Here is an 18,708-nt window from a genome sequence, read left to right on the forward strand (position 1 = left end):
TTTTTGACTTTTTTGGAATATTCCAACGTATTACTACATCCAGATAATGTATATGATGGACGTATTTCTAGAGCAAATACTCATCTGTGGATTGTTTTAGATAACACCGAATTAAAAAACTTTAGTACTGAAGAAATTGAACTGATAACCCAGAAGCTTACAGCTAAGCCTCAGACTCATATTTTACTTGATGTCAGCAAAACTCCAGGAAGTGAGCAACTAGCATTAGAGTTTGCGTGTAAGTTTGCCAAAAAATGGTCTTGTGTTATCTATGATTCAAGTCAAAAAGTCTACTCAGCAGAGGAATTATTAGGATTATGTCAAACAGAACCAGGTTTTGTTTAGATAGTAATATATCTAGTTGCATGAACTATGATTCAAGTAATCCAAGCGCAAAATGTTACTCTCGCCTACTTAAAGAAAAAATTTGCTTTATACAAATCTGAAGATGAGCAATTTTTTACAGAGTGGTTTGACTATTTACCTGAAATTTCCGAATTAGAAAAGCAATACTTAGACCGAGTTAAAACTAACTATCTCAACGTCCTTGAAAATGCTCCTCTTTTAGAAGAGGCAGTCAAAATGATAGTATTGTCTCCCCTGCTAGATTTGGCTGGTTTTTATCGTCCTCCTTTTTACATTGCTACCGAAACAACTATAGAAATTAGTGAAGAAAATATAATTAATGATGAAAAAAACTCAGAAGAAACTCAAGAAATTATCAAAGGTAAAATTGATGTATTAGTCCTTCAAAATAAGTTGTGGTTTCTGGTAATTGAATCTAAGAGAGCTAATTTTTCTTTGACAAAAGCGATTCCTCAAGCACTCACTTATATGCTGGCAAATCCTCAATCTGATTGTCCCATATATTCATTGGTACTAAATGGAGAAGATTTTCAATTTATCAAACTGCTAAAACAAGATCAACTCATGTATGCTTTATCGGATAGATTCACTTTATATAGACGTAAAAATGAATTGTATAAAGTTCTAAATACATTAAAAAAATTAGGTCAAATTGTAAGTTAATTATCTTTGCTTTTCTTATCCAAGTTAAGACTTGAACAGTATCATAATAGTTAGACTGTATCTTTTAAATGAACTATGGTTCAATTTATCCAAGCACAAAATATCGGGCTTGCCTATTTGGAGGAAAGATTTAGTCTTCAGCTAGCTGAAGAAGAGGCATTCTTCACAGAATGGTTTGAAAATTTACCGGAAATTACAGATTTAGAAAAGCAAGATTTAGACAAAGTAAAACTTCATTTTCTCCGTTTAATCAAGCGTCCTCCTTTGTCTGAGGAAACGGTGAAATTAGTAGTTTTATCTCCTTTACTCAATTTGGCTGGTTTTTATGATGAGCCTTTTTATATAAGAGGCGAACAATCAATAGAAATTTCTGCCGAAGATGAAGGAGAAATTATTAGAGGTAGAATTGATATTTTAGTTATTCAAGAACAATTCTGGTTGTTAGTAATTGAATCTAAAAGATCTAGCTTTTCTCTTTTAGAAGCCATACCTCAAGCACTTGTTTATATGCTGGCTAGTCCTAGTCAAGACAAACCTACTTTTGGATTAGTAACAAATGGTAGTAATTTTATTTTCCTGAAACTTACCAACGAAAATCAGCTAAAGTATGCTTTGTCTGATGAATTTACACTTTTGAAACGAAAAAGTGAATTGTATCAGGTTCTAAGTGTATTAAAAAAGTTGAGTCAAATTTTGAGTTAATAATTATGTCTATTCGCCCTATCTACCTTGATTGCCACGCTACTACACCTGTAGATGAACGGGTAGTAGCAGCGATGCTCCCCTATTTTACAGAACACTTTGGCAACCCAGCCAGTATTAGTCATGTTTACGGTTGGGAAGCGGAAGCTGCTGTCAAACAAACGCGAGAAATCTTAGCAGCGGCAATTAACGCGACTCCCGAAGAAATTGTTTTCACCAGTGGTGCAACAGAAGCGAATAATTTAGCTATTAAAGGTGTTGCCGAAGCTTATTTTAAAAAAGGTCAGCATATTATTACTGTTGCGACTGAACATAGTGCTGTTCTTGACCCTTGTAATTATTTAAAAAGTCTCGGTTTTGAAATTACTATTCTGCCAGTTCAAAAAGATGGATTAATCGATTTAACTGAGTTAGAAAAAGCTTTCCGTCCGGAGACGATTTTGGTATCGGTGATGGCTGCAAATAACGAAATTGGTGTGTTGCAACCATTAGCAGAAATTGGGGAAATGTGCCGCGATCGCCAAATCATTTTTCACACTGACGCCGCCCAAGGTATTGGTAAAATTCCCTTGGATGTGCAAGGGATGAAAATTGACTTAATGTCACTCACCGCACATAAAATATACGGACCGAAGGGCATTGGGGCGCTATATGTCCGCAGACGCAACCCCAGAGTACAACTAGCTCCACAGCAGCACGGAGGCGGACACGAGCGGGGAATGCGTTCTGGTACATTGTATACACCGCAAATTGTCGGCTTTGGCAAAGCTGTAGAAATCGCTCTCGCAGAACAAGCCACAGAAACCCAACGTCTCACCGAACTTAGACAAAGATTATGGGAACAGCTTTTGCAACTTGAAGGAGTTCACCTCAATGGACATTTACAAGCGCGATTGGCGGGAAACTTGAATATTAGCGTTGAGGGAGTGGATGGAGCTGCACTTTTGCTAGGATTGCAGCCAGTGATGGCAGTTTCTTCTGGTTCTGCTTGCTCCTCAGCAACCACGGCACCCTCCCATGTTCTCACAGCACTGGGACATTCCCAAAAGCTTGCTTACGCATCGGTAAGGTTTGGTATTGGCAGGTTTAATACACAAGAGGAAATTGATATTGTGGGCAAACATGCGATCGCCACCATTCAAAGTTTGCGTAATTCCGCTTTTGTGGCTTTGGGGAGTAGGGAGTAGGGAGTGCGGAGTGGCGATGAGGGGGATGAGGGGGATGAGGGAGATGAGGGAGATGAGGGAGATGAGGGATATAAGAAAGGTTTTTCCCCCATTCCCCATTCCCCATTCCCCATTCCCCAGTCCCCATTCCCCAGTCCCCAGTCCCTTTTACGGATTCTCTCGGATGAAAGTTTCAATTTCATCTAATTCCTGCTGATTAAGGCGAAATTCTCCAGCACCGATGATTCCTTCCACCTGCTTTTGATTGCGTCCGCCAACGATCGCCCCTGTCACCGCCGGATTATTTAAAGTCCAAGCGATCGCCACTTCACCAGGGGAACGACCGTGTTTTTCACCAATGTGTCGCAACACTTCCACCAACTTCAAATTACGAGAGAGACGTGGTTCTTGGAATTCACTGTTCTTTTTGCGCCAATCATCATCGGGGAAATTGGCAACCCGCTCAGGTGTCATTTTTCCTGTAAGCAAGCCAGATTGCATCGGTGAATAAACAATCACACCGATGTTGTTTTCCTTACAAAAAGGCAAAATCTCGTTTTCAACATCGCGCTTACCTAGTGAATAAGGCGGTTGCAATGAAGTAACTGGTGCAATCTTCTGGGCGCGTTGCAACTGCTGGACATTAAAGTTTGAAACCCCGATATAGCGAACCTTACCTTCATCTTTGAGTTTCGTCAGAGTTGTCCACCCTTCTTCAATTTCGGAATCTGGGTCTGGCCAGTGTATTTGGTAAAGGTCAATGGTTTCAATATCCAGTCGCCGCAGACTAGCTTCAACCTCCCGTCGCACAGAATCCGCCTTGAGGCTACTACCAATTTTGCCCTTTTCATCCCAAATCATCGAGCATTTAGTGAAAATGTAGGGGCGATCGGATCGACCTTTGAGCGCCTTAGCAACAATCTCCTCCGAATGTCCTAGACCATAAACAGCTGCGGTGTCAATCCAATTCACGCCCAGATCGAGAGCGCCATTGATAGCTGCGATGGATTCTTGATCGTCCTGCGCTCCCCAACCATAAGTCCAGCCACCTCCACCGATCGCCCAGGCACCAAAACCAATTGGAGTAATGTGAAGCTCCGAATTCCCAAGCTGTTTGGTTTGCATATCTACTTTCTCCAAGAACTTTTGAGTCAATTAGTAGTGTAGGCTGCCAATGTTGTCTCAACCGCTATCTCAGGTGTGAATGACTACTGGTGTTTACACCACAGGTCATCACACTTGTGTAGCATTACTAAATTCTAAATATTGTGCTGATAACATACTACATATACACTAGAGTGGCTTGAAGAAAGTAGCAATTGTCAGTTAAATACAGAAAAATAATATGTCAGAAGATTTAAAGGGCAAAGTTGCACTCATCACTGGTGCAAACAAAGGTATTGGGTATGAAATTGCACGTCAACTAGGTTCTAGAGGTGCTACCGTTCTTGTTGGTGCCAGAGATATCGGACGCGGCCAAGAAGCGGCGAATAAACTTGGTTTAAGTGACATCGATGCCAAAGCAGTTCAACTCGATGTAGTAGACCAAAAAACAATCGACTCCACAGCCCAACAAATCGAGAGCGAATTTGGAAAACTTGACATCCTGGTAAACAATGCTGGGATACTAAGTGATGGCGATCGCCTTCCACCCAGTCAAGTAGATATTCAAACACTGCGACACACTTATGAGACAAATGTCTTTGGAGTATTTGCAGTCACAAAAGCCCTGTTGCCACTTTTGAAGAAATCAACAGCAGGGCGAATAGTAAATATATCCAGTGGTTTAGGTTCTCTAACTCTAAACTTAGACCCAAATTATGAGTTTGCTAATATGAAGCTTGTTGCTTATAACTCATCAAAAACAGCAGTAAACGCCCTGACAGTTTTGTTTGCTGCTGAGTTGAAAGATACCCCAATAAAAGTCAATGCTGCTGATCCTGGTTTCACAGCAACCGACATTAATCAAAATCAAGGTTACCGCACCGTCGAACAGGGAGCCAAAGCAGCAGTCAGACTTGCTACCCTCCCTGATGATGGCTCTACCGGAGGGTTTTTTGACGAGAATGGCGTGCTTCCGTGGTAAAGGAGAATAGGGACTAGGTATTGGGTACTGGGTATTGGGTACTGGGTATTGGGTACTGGGTATTGGGTATTGGGTATTGGGTACTGAGAAAGTATTCTTAAATATTTATTTCCTAGTCCCCAGTCCCCAGTCCCCAGTCCCCAGTCCCCAGTCCCCAGTCCCCAGTCCCCAGTCCCCAGTCCCCACTCCCCAGTCCCCACTCCCCAGTCCCCACTCCCCAGTCCCCACTCCCCACTCCCCACTCAATAAGGATTTGAATCAATCCGTCCCTTTTAACACTCCTGAGATAGTACCCAGAAGTTGGTCTGTTTCTCAAGTTGAAGGTGTCGCCACGTGGAACTCTCCAAATTTTGTAGTTGGAAAAGGTCAAAGGCGATCGCGGTTCGCATACTTCCGGCATATGATCGCCTAGTACAAAGTACGCTGCACCCCTACCTATAACCTTCACCAGACCATATTTATCCACAAGAACCGATGTACTCTCACTAACTGCAATACCTAAAACACTAGTAGATACACCGTCCTTTATTTGACGGGCAATAAAAGCCATAATTCGACCCATTCTTTCTCGTCTATCGAAGTGTGTATCTACGACGGTTCCCTTCAAATGACTCCAGTTGAAAAAGTTGTAAGTAAAAGTAATGTCTCGGTAAGGATCTTCGAGTGCATCCCTAGTTTCAATACCTTTTTCGGAAGAAGCGCAAGCATCGTAGACACACTCACTTTGAATCATTGCACCTGCACTGGTGCCACCAATACCACCTCCCTTCAGGTAAACTGACTTAACAGCAGCCTCTAATTTTGTGTCTTTCCAATTGCGGATATACTGGCATTGGTCACCGCCAGCAAAGAAAATCACATCCGCCTTTCTGACTTTTTCAGCAATTTCAGCTTTGTTAGCTTCTTGGCGATTGCTAACAATTAAAGTTTCTACTGAGTTTACGCCTTTCATGGCAGAAATTAGCCGATTGTAATCGTGATTACCCGAAGTGCGAATAACGACAACATTAACTTTGTTGCCGGAGTTAGTACTTCCCCTAACTTCGTTGATCATCCACTGGATAGCGTCATCGACATCGGGGCCTCCTCCACCCAAGCTAAGAACCGGGCCAGCCAAGGAAGGAGAACGGACATCAAAAGAGGGCGAGGGGCGAACATCAATAGTGTCGCCTAAGAAATAGCGTTTCCAATTTGCTATAAAACGGGTTATAACGAAGATTCCCATCTTAAACAACTTGATTACTCTACTCTTCAAGCGCCTTGGTACGTTTGGGAATGCCTTTGTCATACTAAACTTCTGATGCAGACTCCAATTATTGCTAAGCTGTTACGCATTTGAATTGCTCATTTACTCGTGAATTTTGTCCTGAGTCATTAGTATTTTGTTCTTTGTGAACATAAAAGACCAATGATAGTTTTAACGAAAAATGTGCAATTTAGACGCCCATTAGCTTAACTTTGGCATCAGAAAGCTTGAAATTCCAGCGTACAGGAATTGTACTGTTTTTTAATCCAAAATAATGCGAGGCGATCGTTAATTCTCTGCTTGATTCTGCGAAAATCTCTAGATTGCTTGTAACTTTTAATTCTGAACGAATAAAATCTCAAAAGCATCAGGTATTAGTTGTTACTGTGTAGATTGGCTCAAACAGTCAAATTCAGTTATAAAACAGTCTGATTAAATATTCTTAAAAAGCATTTTGTTTACTTTCTTCACTCAAAATATGATGTATTTTAAAGTAATATTTATATACAAATCCTAAATCATCTATGAAAGATAAAATTATTGAAAAGCCGATAAATAATTATTTTTAATCTCCTTATTTTTTAACGTTTCAATTCCTCTAAGAATGTTGCTCTTATAGCGATCGCTTCCATCATCACCATCCGGAAACCACAGAAGTAGATGACGTAAATCAAACCTAGCGGTGCGTAGACCGCCGCACATATCGCCTCCAGTGGGTAGTTATACTATTTCACGAAATACCTGATACAAATGATTAATCTCTAATTCTTTCCCCCTGCCCTCTGCTGCCTATTTGTATCAATTTTCAAGTGAAACGGTATTAGGATAATATTTTATTTTGTTGAGATTTATTTCAATTTATTTTGAGAAGTATTGCTGATATAATTCACAGCTTGGCACAACTTCTTCTCCTTGTATTTTTACTAACCCTAGAGCCTTTAACTTTGAGCGAATCTTTTTATTTAATTGCGTCTGTTGTTTAGTTCTAATCACCTCTTTCATCGCTGCTTCTAATTCAGGATATTGTTCTAAAATTGACTCTATTCGCCGTAAATAGTTGCTGTATATTCCTGTTGTAGTGGGTGCTGTTTGTAAAAGTTGAGTCAAAGTTATGTCCTGACTAGCAACGTGATACAGTGCAAGTCTAACTAAAAACGGATGTCCTCCTACCATAAACATCAGTTGCAGAACTTCTTTCTCACTCCAGTTAAGTTTGTGAAGCAGTGCTAAATTTTGTACTTGCTCTGGTGTAAATTCTGGTAATTCTACAGGCAAACCAACATTAAAAGGCGATTGATTTAAGTTTATTGGTACATAAACTTCTGTAGAGTGGACTATTACTAAACGCAGTTTTTTCCAAATAGGGCGTTGTTTACCTTCTTCGTGGAGTACGCGCAGTAAACCAAAAAAGTCTCCGAAAATTTCTGGGTATTCAAATACTCTATCAACTTCATCTAACCCCAAAGTAATGGGTTTGTTGATTTCTGGGAGCAGGTATCTTTCAAAATAATCTTGACAGCACAGATTTCCACCCATGATTTGGGCTAAATCCCAGTAATTATCCAGCTTGAGAGTTAAATTTAAAGCTCTAGTAACACTGGCACAGAACCATTTGAGAAATGTATCGCTATCGCTAAAACACTTTTGTGCAGCTACCTGCAAACTTAAGTATACAGTTTCATCACCCTGTTGCTCTGCTCGATACAAAATCCTTGCCAATAGGGAAGATTTACCCATTTGTCTCGGTGCTTTAATTCTAATCAAAGAACCAGGTTTACTAATTTCCTCATAACAGCGGACATCAATTGGTGGACGTTCGATATAAAAGGGAGAATTAACCTCCATCTGTCCCTCTGGATATTCAAGGGTAGTGTGAGATGAAAGATTCTGTAAATTAAATATTTGATTAGATATTAATTGAGTTGATTCTTCTGATTTAGCGTTATCGTTTAAATTTAATTGATTAGGGGAAACTGCAAAATCTCGCCAATCTAGACTTAATTTCTCACAAATCTGGATAAAATACCTGCGATCGACTGGTTTGAGATTAACAAAATTACTAACCGTCGATGCTGCAATACCTAAATCCTCAGCAAAATCCTGCTGACTAAAAAAATCCCCATGCAGACGTTGTAGAACTTTTTCTTGTTTATCTTTCCGCAGGATGACTGAGCGTGCCATAGGTCGTTTGCAAAACGCTACAAAACTCAATTTATAGGATAGTTTTTTATCTGTGCTTGGGGCAAGACAGAGATTATACCAATTCACCATTGGCAATACTCGCTGTGTGAGAAGCAAGCTACGCAATTGAGAAACTTAGATGCAACAGGACTTCCGTGATTTGGATTTGTTGCAACATTTTGAAAAATTGGTATTATAAGGCACAATGAAAGGAAAAAATTGTTGGTCGTCTACGTACTTCTGCCTTTTTTCAATTGGTAGTCAATGATAACTCGAAGGTAACTCGAATTTCTCATGGTTCAACTCAAATCCCAGCATGTTTTGATATTGGCAGGCATCTGAAGTGAGATACCGCGTCAAGTAGTTTCTATATACGTATAAGGTAATTTAATCATGACAGAAAATTACGAGTATAAAATTGGAGGGAGTTTAGGAGAAAATGCTCCCACTTACGTTGTTAGGCAAGCTGATTCTGACCTTTACTACAGCTTAAAAGCGGGTGATTTTTGTTATATTTTTAACTCCCGACAGATGGGGAAAACCAGCTTGATAGTTCGGACGATGAAAAAACTACAAGCAGAAGGTTTTGCTTGTACTTCTCTTGATTTTTCTGTGCGAGGTAGTCGAGATGTTAGGTCAGAACAGTGGTATGCAGGGATAGTTTACAAGCTTGTAACTAATTATAACCTTGCTAATCCATCAGAATTTCTCCTTAATTGGTGGCGACAAAGAGATGACATTACTCCCGTGCAACGTTTAGAGGAATTTATCGAAACTGTTTTATTAGTATCTATCCCAAATAAAATTATTATTTTTATTGACGAAATCGATAGTATTTTAAGTTTAGAATTTGCCACAGATGATTTTTTTACTTTAATCAGAAGCTGTTACGAAAAGCGAAATTTTAACCGAGAATATCAACGGTTGACTTTTGCTTTAGTTGGAGTTGCTACTCCTGGAGATTTAATTGCTGATAGAAGACGAACACCTTTTAATATTGGTAAGGCAATTCAACTTTATGGGTTTAAACAAAATGAAATTGAGCCATTAGCGAAAGGATTTGAAGGTAAGATAGAAAATCCTTTAGCTTTAATGCAAGAGGTATTAGCTTGGACTGGGGGTCAACCTTTTTTAACGCAGAAAGTTTGCAAATTATTGAGGAATAGGGAAATAGTAAATGGGGAAATATTAGAGGAAATTATTAGAAGTCAAATTATTGAAAATTGGGAAGCCCATGACGAGCCAGAGCATTTAAAGACAATACGAGATAGGATCCTTTTAGGAGAGCAGATGGCTGGGCGTTTTTTAGGATGGTATCAGCAAATTCTAGTTTCAGGGTATATTCCTGCTGATGAAAGTATAGAACAAATGAGATTCCGCCTTATTGGTTTGGTGGTTAAACAGCAGAATAAACTAGAAGTTTATAACAAAATATATGAGTTAGTTTTTAATTTAAATTGGGTAGAACAAGAATTAAATAAATTGCGTCCTTATTCCGAAAATTTTCAAGCTTGGGTAGATAGTAACTATCAGGATGAGTCACGGCTGTTGCGCGGACAAGCTTTGCAGGATGCTCTGCGCTGGGCTAATGAAAAAAGCTTAAGTAATGAGGATTCTAGATATTTAGCTGCTTCTCAGGAGTTAGAAAAAAGGGAACTTGCAGCAGCTTTGGTGATTAAGGAAGAGGAAAGCCGGATATTAGCAGCAGCGAATGAGACGTTAAGCCAAGCGCAACGGAAATCTAAGCAACGGATTCTATTTGGTTCTGCATTTTTAGCGGTTTCCATTATAGGAGGAATAGTTGCTTCGATGCTTGCTATCAATGCTCAAAAAGAACTTCAAATTTCTCAAAAAGCAACGCAATTGGAGCAAGCTGGAATAAATTTATTACGAGAACCATTTGGGCTAGGAGAAATTGACGGACTTGTGGAGGCTATGCGGGCTGGAAGAAACTTGAAAACTTTAGTGAAAGATAAACAATCTTTAGCAGATTATCCCGCTTACACTCCTATATTTAGCTTACAGTATATATTGTCAAACATCAGGCAAGTCAATCAGTTTAAGTATAAAACTAGTGCCGTGTATTTTGCTTTTAGTCCTAAGAATGTATTAGAAATAAATACTATTAGTAATGGAGATAGTTTATATCTACCCACTTTTAGTGCCGATGGCAAAATTTTAGCTTCTGCTGATGTTGACAATAGTATCAAATTATGGAATGCACGCACTGGGGAACCACTTTCTACCTTGATTGGACATAAAGAAGAAATCAGAAAGATGGCTTTTAGTCACAATGGTAAAACTTTAGCTTCTGTTGATTTTAACAACACCATCAAATTGTGGGATGTCAGCACTGGGAAACCACTTTCTACCTTAACTCGACCTCAATCAGGCATCTTGAGTTTTAGCATCGCTTTTAGTCTTGATGACAAAATTTTAGCTTCTGCTGATGCTGACAATACCATCAAATTGTTGGATGTCCGCACTGGGAAACTCATTTCTACCTTGATTGGACATCAATCTGCTGTCTTTAGTGTTGCTTTTAGTTCCGATCGCAAAACTTTAGCTTCTGGTAGTCAGAACAGCACTATTAAATTGTGGAATGTCCACACTGGTCAACTACTTTCTACCTTGACTGGGCATCAGGATACTGTCAGCAGTCTTGCTTTTAGTTCCAATGGCAAAACTTTAGCTTCTGGTAGTTACGACAAGATCATTAAATTGTGGGATATTAGCAGCGGAAAACAATTCTTGACCTTTCGAGGTCAAGCACCTGCCGACAGACTCGCTTTTAGTCCCGATGGCAAAGGTTTAGTTTCTGATGATAAGAACAATACCATTAAGTTGTGGGATATCAGCACGCGTAAACCACTTTCTACTGCTTTGAGCTACGCTAAATCTACGCCTTCTAACTTGACTAAACATCTATTTGGTTACTCCAGAATCGCTTTTAGTCCCGATGGCAAAACTTTTGCTTCTTGTACTGACGACAAGACGATTAAATTGTGGGATTTCAGCACTGGTAAACCACTTTCTACCTTGACTGACCATCAAGTTCGTGTTGTCCATAGCCTCGCTTTTAGTGCCGATGGCAAAACTTTGGCTTCTGGTGGTATTGGCCAGACCATCACATTGTGGAATGTCAGCACGGCTAAACCGATTTCTAGCTTCACTGTGAATCAAGTTGCTATCACCAGCCTCGCTTTTAGTCCTGATGGCAAAACTTTAGCTTCTGGTGGTCAAGACGAGTCTTCCGATGTCAAAACTAGAACTTCTCATAGTATCAAATTGTGGAATGTCAGCACTGGTAAACTAATTTCTAGCTTGACTGGGCATCAAAATTATGTGAACAGCGTCGCTTTTAGTTCCGATGGCAAAACTTTAGCTTCTGTTGATTTTAACAGAACCATCAAATTGTGGAATGTCAGCACTGGTAAACTAACTTTTAGCTTGACTGGGCATCAAGATTATGTGAACAGCGTCGCTTTTAGCGCCGATGGCAAAACTTTAGCTTCTGGTAGTGACGACAGGACTATCAAACTCTGGAATGTTAGCACTGGTCAACCAATTTCTACTTTGACTGGACATCAGGATGGTGTCACCAGTGCCGCTTTTAGTCCCGATGGTAAAGTTTTAGCTTCTGCTAGTCAGGACAAGACTATCAAATTGTGGAAGGTTAGTACTGGTCAAGTAATTTCTACCTTGACTGGGCATCAAGGTCGTGTTGTTAGTGTCGTTTTTAGTTCCGATGGTAAAACTTTAACTTCTAGTAGTAGTGATGGAACTATTAAATTGTGGAGTTTGGATTTAGATGATTTGCTCGTCCAGGGTTGTAACTGGCTAAAACATTACCTCGCCAACGATGATGAGTTGCGTTCTGAGTTATGTCCAAGTCAATGAGCGAGTTTAGACAAGATTTGTTTAGACAGCGATCGCCCATCATACAAAAAACTTGGCATATTTGTGAGTTCAATTTTGCGCCTATAGACATGACGTTGTTTTAGACAGGCGCGTTTTTTGTGACTGATTTGCTAATTCTCTGTTAATCTTAGCGATCGCACTCTTCATAACCCTTACCCAGAATATGTTTCGGGCATCTTTAACAGATTATTTTTTGATCCTGTCTGAACAACCAAATTTCATATTCTATCAGCTTTTGACAATTCTCGTGAGAAATTTGAGTCTCATCATTCTGAATTATTTTTCTTTGAAAGTAACAAAAGAGAATTATAAAACTTTGATTAAATGTTCACTTAACTGTCTTAACTGTCCTTGCATTTGCATTGTGAATGTAATAACCTGTTTAAATCAATTTAAAACAATGTTCAAATGCGTGCCATCAATTAGCTGAGATGAAGCAACTACCATCAGCAGTTTGTGTTTAACCACGAAGTAAATGCTTGAAACTGCTTTGTTTGCACTGAGTAGATTTTATCGAGCAAAGAAGAAGTGAAACATGACAAGCACATTGAGGTATAACGTGGAAAAGCAATTAAACTTTTCCAGTTCGCACATAGATGCCAAATACATTGAAAATGCCAAAGACTATAGCATTAACAACGAAACTATAGTAATCAACCCGCACATGTGGGATGTTTTCGTTGGCAAACCTGTGAGAAATATTATTCCTGCTTTTTCCTCAACTATCTTGAAAGATATCACGATTGAGAAGGCTGAAGCATTGATAGCGATTGAAGTCAAAGACATCATCAACATCGGGAATATTATTTTGGAACAGGGTTGGTTTTTGTTAGGCGATACTATTGAAGATCCTCCCAGTGGTAGCGACACTAGCGAAATTTCCTACCCTAAGAATACACCTTTGTGGAAATCCCCACAATATGATGCGGGTATTGTAGAAATCGACCCGTATTATATGACGAGGCAGGCAAAGACACCAACTCAAAAGCAAAGCTTTGTCGTTAAACTCAATTTATGGTTTGCACCCTCATACACCAATTGTTTTATACACAATCAGCATGACTTTATCGAAATCCACACACAGATATTCGGTACTGGCAGAATGCAAAAGTTCAAAGCTCAAGATTATGGCACTCTCTATGAAGACATGTTGATGAGTCCAGGATTAAGCACTTGTGTTCCATTTTGTCAAGTAGAAGAAAATAACAAATACATTTATCCGTGGCATCAATATTACGCAGATACAGATTGCATTTGGATGGCAATAGAGTATCACCCGTTAGCTAAAGCTGAAACGGGAGCAATTTGATTGAGGGAGATCGCACACCATAGCAGGCAATAGGCAATAGACAAACAAGCTGATGTCCTCAAATGCTTCGACTGCTATAACTTTTGACAACATTGCGATCGCATTGCTGATGTCAGTCTTAATAATAAGTCTTCAACCGAACATGATGTCACATCCTTTATCCTTGGCTCCAAGAGATTGCACTAGCTAATCTTAAGAGTCTGGAGTTAGGAAGTTAAGGTAGCTCCACCTCAGTCAGTCTGCACCAAGTTCCTTTAACATCACCAGAGGTTTATTCATGTCAAGCGCAACTTTATCAGATGTCTACAAGTTCCTTACAGTCGAAGAATATTTCAAAGACATCAAAAGCTGGAAAACCCTTAATAAAGCCTCTTCTTATCAATACATAGACAAAGAACAAACGCTGGTACTTGAGTTTCAAAACAGCGATGGCAATACCTGTGCCATGCTGCTTCAGTTCGTCCAGAATGATACCTTCCGCGTTCGTTTCAACCCTAGAAAACGCAAGGAAGATTACACCAATAAAAATACTCGAGCGTTAGTTCAAAACACCTTCGATGAGTTAAAAAACGATGCACAGCAAGGAGATGAAAAGTTTTATATAGATTACGAGGATAAAGGTGGTCGCGGCTGCATCCTAACTACGAAAAAGCAGCAAAATGGCGAATCTATCATGCAAGTAATTGTCACCACAGATCCATTCCAGGTCAATGTGATCAATTGCGAGCCTGACGGCAGCAGCTTTAAAGTCTGGGAGACATCACTACCTGGCATATTATATACTCCGAACGGGAATGACGATTATGCCATTATCCAGTCTGTGAACAAACCCGCACCAGCTAAGTATATTGGCTTTGGCGAACAAGGTGGCACATCATTGTGCCGCAATAACGGCCAACTCAACTATTTCAATTTCGATAACATGCGGTATCGCCAGGTCTATAACTACGGTCCCTTAGACGGACGAGAACCGCTTTACCACTCGGAACCGTTCTTTATTGAATTTAACGGCGTTCCGGAAAAAGATTGCGTCACCGGCATTTACGTTGATAATCGCGGTCAAGTCCTGATGGATATTGGCTACAACAACTCCAGTTCCTATCTGGTCGGTACGCGTTTCGGCGACCTAGACTATTACTTCTTCATGGCAGACACTCCTGCGGAGCTAATAGACAGCTTTACTGAGATTGTCGGACGCTCGCGGCTAAAACCCAGATGGGCTTTGGGATATCACCAAGGATGCTATGGGTATGAAGACCGGGGCGCTCTGGAATGGACTGTTCGCAAGCATCGTGACTACCAAATTCCCCTCGACGGCCTTCATGTCGATGTAGACGTACAGGATAACTATCACACCTTTACCATTAATACACAGAAGTTCCCCGATCCCAAAGGCATGTTTGCCACCTTAAAAGCCCAGGGTGTGAGGTGCAGCACGAACATTACCCCAATTATTAGCAGCAACCAAAGGTCTGACTACAAATCCTACACGGAAGGCGTGGAAAAGGGTTATTTTGTACGAGATAAGCGCTACTTCGACGATCTCAATCTCAGCAACCCTGAAGACCTTAACAAGGGTTACAGCTATCAGAATTACGATCCTCCTGGTAAGGAAAGCGTTTTCTTCGCATACGACCCAGAACACAACGCCAACACGGGCAATTTTTATATTGGCGAAGTCTACTACGGAAATGACCGATATACAGGACTGGAAATGGGTACGCCCGGTCATTACCCCGATTTAGGACGGCAAGAGGTGCGTGATTGGTGGGGCAAGCAATATCAATATCTCTTTGATATGGGACTGGAAATGGTTTGGCAGGACATGACAACACCTGCTATCCGTTCCCGTCGTGGGGATATGCGGGGCTTCCCCTTCCGATTGCTGGTTACTGACGATTCTATTGTGGGAGACGAACCCAAACTGACGCCAGCAATTAAGGTGTGGAATTTGTATTCGTACAATCTCCACAAAGCCACCTACCACGGCCTCAACAACCTTGTGTACTCAGAGCAATCAGATAAACCAGGACAGCGCCGCAAAGAGCGTAACTTCATCGTCGGGCGCGGCAGTTTCACAGGCGCACACCGCTTTGCCGCATTGTGGACAGGCGACAACTCTTCGACCTGGGATTTCCTGAAGATGAACGTGTCCCAAGTGATGTCACTTGGTATGACTGGTGTCACCATCTGCGGGCAAGATATCGGCGGCTTTGAACAAGAGAACGACCAACAACGCTGGGTCGGCCCAGAACTGTTTATCCGCTGGGTTGCTGCGGGAGCTTTCCTACCTTGGTTCCGCAACCACTATATGCGTAAGGGACGGAAAGAGTTCCAAGAAATCTTCATGTACGAAGAATGGTTTAAGCAAAATTGGGGTGGTAACCTACCAGAACCGCAAGATTTGTACCGTGCGGTTTTGCCTACCTGCAAGTATTACATTGAATTGCGGTATCGGTTGCTCCAGGTTTTCTATGACGCCATGTTTGAGAACACATTTGATGGGTTGCCCATCTGCCGACCGATGTTTCTCAACGACCCACAAGACAAGGCGCTCTACAATGACAAAATCGCCTTCCTCGACGACCAATTCTTCGTCCGCCACGATCTCCTCATCGCTCCAGTTCTAGATCCGCAGTCAGCTAGCAACGGCTACGGCAAACGGGATGTTTATCTGCCTGCTGGCAGCAACTGGTATTCTTTTAAAGACAACAAACAGCCCCTTGATGTTGCTGTTGATGGTGGGACTACTATCCGCAGTTTTGATGCCAGTCTGAGTAGCGACCCCAAACACATTCCGTTTATCGTTCCCATCTTCGTGCGAGCAGGTGCGATCATACCTACTATAGAGGTTGAACAATATGTAGGAGAGCGAAACAGCAAAGGTCTGCTCAATCCGATTACGTTGAATATCTATCCTGGTGAAAGTGGCCAATACACCATGTACTTGGATGACGGGGAAAGTCGTGCTTCTGAACCCAAGGAGTCAGCTATTTACGATAACGATGACTTGGCCAACAGCGAATATCGTGAGGTACTAATTACCCACAACAAAACTGGTTCAACACGCCAGATTATCGTGGAGCGTAAACATGACAAATATCAGCCCAAGGAAGACTTTTTCTTTGTGGCGATTCTACACGAGCCGTCTGAAATCACAGGTAATTCAGGTTCACTGAAAAAATTGACAATAAACGGGCAAGAGGCTGGCTTAATTTCAGGCGGCAACCCTGGAGAACGAGCTTATAAGCTCAGCGGTTCTTCCACAAATGCCTGGTACTACAACGAAAGCATCAAAATCAGTTTTGTCAAAGTGTTTGATAACAGTTCTTCGATCAAAATACAGGCAGAATACAACGCCTAAATATTTGTATAGCAAGGGACTGGGGACTGGTGACTGGGTGAAAAGTCTTTTTGTGTTTAGGTTTTATCATCTGTTAATGTCCTAACCACCTTGGCCGTTGCTATAAATACTCGAAAACTTAGTTTTTAAAGCAATAGCAACAGCCGTTCCAACAACAGCTGTTGCTATTGCTTTTATGACCAAATAAATCGCGGTGTGCAAGCCCCTAAATTTATTTATGGGGGTAAACCGCAGGCGAATTTATTCGCCGTCCCCATTCTTCAATTAACTCGCTTGCACTTAAGTTTTGCCTTTGGGCTTCATCTTTAATATTCTGCCATGCTGTAGGTGTTAAGACCACGGTTCTTTTTGTCTTAACTTCATCATGAAGTATGGGTATATTTTTTAGTCTTTTCTGTCCTTTTTTAGTTGTCATTTTTAGATATGCCGTGTATACTAAATTTAATTTAGCAAATCCAAGTAAGTGATTCAATAGTGTTGGTACTGGAATATAAAGCAGTTGTCAAAAAAGGCCAATTAACAGCAATAGATGAAGCTATTCGTACAAGCCAATTTGTCAGAAACAAAGTGCTTAGATATTGGATGGATAATCGCGGTGTTGGCAAAAAAGAACTGTACCAGTACAACACTCAGTTAAGAGCAGAATTTAAATTTGTTAATGAGCTTAACAGCCATGCAACTCAAGCATCAGTAGAAAATGTTGAGCGTGCTATTAACCGATTTTTTGATAATTGCAAAGCCAAAAAACCGGGCAAGAAAGGTTATCCCAGGTTTAAAAAGCACAGCCGTTCAGTTGAGTACAAAGTTTCTGGATGGAAGCTGCACCCAACTAAACGCCGCATCACTTTTACTGATAAAAAAGGTATTGGCGAACTCAAGCTATTAGGTAAGTGGGATATTCATAAATACCCTGTTGAGCTAATTAAACGAGAACGGAAAAGTGCGTAGAGCCGATGGGTACTATATACAATTTTGCGTCAAAGTTGATAACCAGCAAGATGCACCATTAACTACTTCTGTTATCGGTATTGATGTTGGTTTGGAATACTTCTATTCTGATTCTTTGGGCAACCATGAAGAAAATCCGCGATATCTACGTAAAGCTGAAAAAGATATTAAAGCTAGCCAACGTAACATTTACAAAAAGAAAAAAGGGTCATCTGGTAGAAGAAAAGCGCGTGGTATTTATGCTCGTAAACATTTAAAAGTAACTCGACAAAGGAATGAACACGCCTTGAGACTGGCGCGTAACTTATGCCTAGCTAACGCTAAGGTAGTCTTGGAAGATTTAAATATTTCCGGCATGGTAAGGAACCACAAACTAGCCAAAAGCATAACAGATGCTTCTTGGTACAGCTTCCGACAGTGGCTCGAATACTTTGGAAAAAAGTTTGGTAGAGAAATTGTTGCAGTTCCTCCCCACTTTACCAGTCAGGAATGTAGTAATTGCGGTGCTAAAGTTCAAAAATCTTTAAGCACTAGAACTCATTCTTGTCCACATTGCGGACATATGGAACAACGTGATGTGAATGCTGCCAAAGTAATTTTAAGTCGTGCGAGCGCTAGGGTCGGGCAGATCCAAAGTAACGCCAGTCGAGATGTTTCCTCTACTTCTATTGGTCGAAAGACCTCTTATAGCAAGGAACGTCAGTGACGCTGGAATCCCCGCCATTTATGGCTGGGGAGTGTCAACTAGCCATAATT

At 40.8% G+C, this 18,708-nt stretch carries 12 protein-coding genes and 2 pseudogenes; 9 read left to right on the forward strand and 5 right to left on the reverse strand.

The window, feature by feature from the left end; genetic code table 11:
• The 4 genes from IQ276_RS00005 to IQ276_RS00020 form a co-directional block, all read left to right on the forward strand.
• The coding region (locus tag IQ276_RS00005; RefSeq protein WP_235115304.1) for a hypothetical protein at positions 1-345 on the forward strand (345 nt) is incomplete at its 5' end.
• Between the two features lie 27 nt (positions 346-372).
• A complete protein-coding gene (locus tag IQ276_RS00010; RefSeq protein ID WP_193916377.1) occupies positions 373-1,029 on the forward strand; it encodes a type I restriction endonuclease in 657 nt (218 codons plus the stop codon).
• Between the two features lie 75 nt (positions 1,030-1,104).
• Complete coding sequence (locus IQ276_RS00015; protein WP_193916380.1) at positions 1,105-1,731, forward strand: type I restriction endonuclease; 627 nt, start codon at positions 1,105-1,107, stop codon at positions 1,729-1,731.
• A gap of 5 nt (positions 1,732-1,736) precedes the next feature.
• On the forward strand, positions 1,737-2,918 hold the full coding sequence (locus IQ276_RS00020; RefSeq protein ID WP_193916383.1) for an IscS subfamily cysteine desulfurase: 1,182 nt from the start codon (positions 1,737-1,739) through the stop codon (positions 2,916-2,918).
• A 147-nt stretch (positions 2,919-3,065) separates the two neighbouring features.
• Here the strand turns inward: IQ276_RS00020 and IQ276_RS00025 are convergent, their stop codons facing one another.
• Complete coding sequence (locus IQ276_RS00025) at positions 3,066-4,022, reverse strand: aldo/keto reductase (RefSeq protein ID WP_235115305.1); 957 nt, start codon at positions 4,020-4,022, stop codon at positions 3,066-3,068.
• A 220-nt stretch (positions 4,023-4,242) separates the two neighbouring features.
• On the opposite strand from IQ276_RS00025, the gene IQ276_RS00030 reads away from it, so the two are divergent.
• Positions 4,243-4,983, forward strand: a complete 741-nt coding sequence (locus IQ276_RS00030) for an SDR family oxidoreductase (protein WP_193925554.1) — start codon at positions 4,243-4,245, stop codon at positions 4,981-4,983.
• 242 nt (positions 4,984-5,225) lie between these two features.
• Here IQ276_RS00030 and IQ276_RS00035 read toward each other — a convergent pair.
• The 3 genes and pseudogenes from IQ276_RS00035 to IQ276_RS00045 all read right to left on the reverse strand — a co-directional run bounded on the left by IQ276_RS00035 (position 5,226) and on the right by IQ276_RS00045 (position 8,410).
• A pseudogene (locus IQ276_RS00035) lies at positions 5,226-6,271 on the reverse strand (cyanophycinase).
• Between the two features lie 495 nt (positions 6,272-6,766).
• Entirely contained in the window at positions 6,767-6,931 is a 165-nt protein-coding gene (locus IQ276_RS00040) for a hypothetical protein (RefSeq protein WP_193915968.1), read from the reverse strand.
• A gap of 156 nt (positions 6,932-7,087) precedes the next feature.
• Positions 7,088-8,410 (reverse strand): AAA-like domain-containing protein, encoded by a 1,323-nt coding sequence (locus IQ276_RS00045; protein WP_193915965.1) that lies wholly within the window; start codon positions 8,408-8,410, stop codon positions 7,088-7,090.
• A gap of 393 nt (positions 8,411-8,803) precedes the next feature.
• Between IQ276_RS00045 and IQ276_RS00050 the strand changes: the two genes are divergently transcribed.
• From IQ276_RS00050 to IQ276_RS00060, 3 genes are all read left to right on the forward strand, one after another.
• Positions 8,804-12,310, forward strand: a complete 3,507-nt coding sequence (locus tag IQ276_RS00050) for a WD40 domain-containing protein (protein ID WP_193915963.1) — start codon at positions 8,804-8,806, stop codon at positions 12,308-12,310.
• Positions 12,311-12,866: 556 nt separating this feature from the next.
• Positions 12,867-13,640: a hypothetical protein gene (locus tag IQ276_RS00055; RefSeq protein WP_193915961.1), complete on the forward strand. Its 774-nt coding sequence runs from the start codon at positions 12,867-12,869 to the stop codon at positions 13,638-13,640.
• 277 nt (positions 13,641-13,917) lie between these two features.
• Positions 13,918-17,004: a TIM-barrel domain-containing protein gene (locus IQ276_RS00060; RefSeq protein WP_193915959.1), complete on the forward strand. Its 3,087-nt coding sequence runs from the start codon at positions 13,918-13,920 to the stop codon at positions 17,002-17,004.
• A gap of 211 nt (positions 17,005-17,215) precedes the next feature.
• Here IQ276_RS00060 and IQ276_RS00065 read toward each other — a convergent pair whose 3' ends face one another.
• The gene (locus tag IQ276_RS00065) at positions 17,216-17,419 is read right to left on the reverse strand and encodes a hypothetical protein (protein WP_193915957.1); all 204 of its coding nucleotides are present in this window, start codon (positions 17,417-17,419) and stop codon (positions 17,216-17,218) included.
• 59 nt (positions 17,420-17,478) lie between these two features.
• Between IQ276_RS00065 and IQ276_RS00070 the strand changes: the two are divergent.
• A pseudogene (locus IQ276_RS00070) lies at positions 17,479-18,658 on the forward strand (RNA-guided endonuclease InsQ/TnpB family protein).
• Positions 18,659-18,708: the final 50 nt, after the last annotated feature.

This window comes from Desmonostoc muscorum LEGE 12446 (genome assembly GCF_015207005.2).
Classification (GTDB): Bacteria; Cyanobacteriota; Cyanobacteriia; order Cyanobacteriales; family Nostocaceae; genus Nostoc; species Nostoc muscorum.

Excerpts from the sequence above, each read along its gene's own strand:
- IQ276_RS00055 (WP_193915961.1), top strand. The coding sequence starts at position 12,867 with ATGACAAGCACATTGAGGTATAACGTGGAAAAGCAATTAAACTTTTCC.
- IQ276_RS00065 (WP_193915957.1), bottom strand. The coding sequence starts at position 17,419 with ATGACAACTAAAAAAGGACAGAAAAGACTAAAAAATATACCCATACTT.
- IQ276_RS00040 (WP_193915968.1), bottom strand. The coding sequence starts at position 6,931 with ATGTGCGGCGGTCTACGCACCGCTAGGTTTGATTTACGTCATCTACTT.
- IQ276_RS00025 (WP_235115305.1), bottom strand. The coding sequence starts at position 4,022 with ATGCAAACCAAACAGCTTGGGAATTCGGAGCTTCACATTACTCCAATT.
- IQ276_RS00010 (WP_193916377.1), top strand. The coding sequence starts at position 373 with ATGATTCAAGTAATCCAAGCGCAAAATGTTACTCTCGCCTACTTAAAG.
- IQ276_RS00030 (WP_193925554.1), top strand. The coding sequence starts at position 4,243 with ATGTCAGAAGATTTAAAGGGCAAAGTTGCACTCATCACTGGTGCAAAC.
- IQ276_RS00020 (WP_193916383.1), top strand. The coding sequence starts at position 1,737 with ATGTCTATTCGCCCTATCTACCTTGATTGCCACGCTACTACACCTGTA.
- IQ276_RS00045 (WP_193915965.1), bottom strand. The coding sequence starts at position 8,410 with ATGGCACGCTCAGTCATCCTGCGGAAAGATAAACAAGAAAAAGTTCTA.
- IQ276_RS00015 (WP_193916380.1), top strand. The coding sequence starts at position 1,105 with ATGGTTCAATTTATCCAAGCACAAAATATCGGGCTTGCCTATTTGGAG.
- IQ276_RS00060 (WP_193915959.1), top strand. The coding sequence starts at position 13,918 with ATGTCAAGCGCAACTTTATCAGATGTCTACAAGTTCCTTACAGTCGAA.
- IQ276_RS00050 (WP_193915963.1), top strand. The coding sequence starts at position 8,804 with ATGACAGAAAATTACGAGTATAAAATTGGAGGGAGTTTAGGAGAAAAT.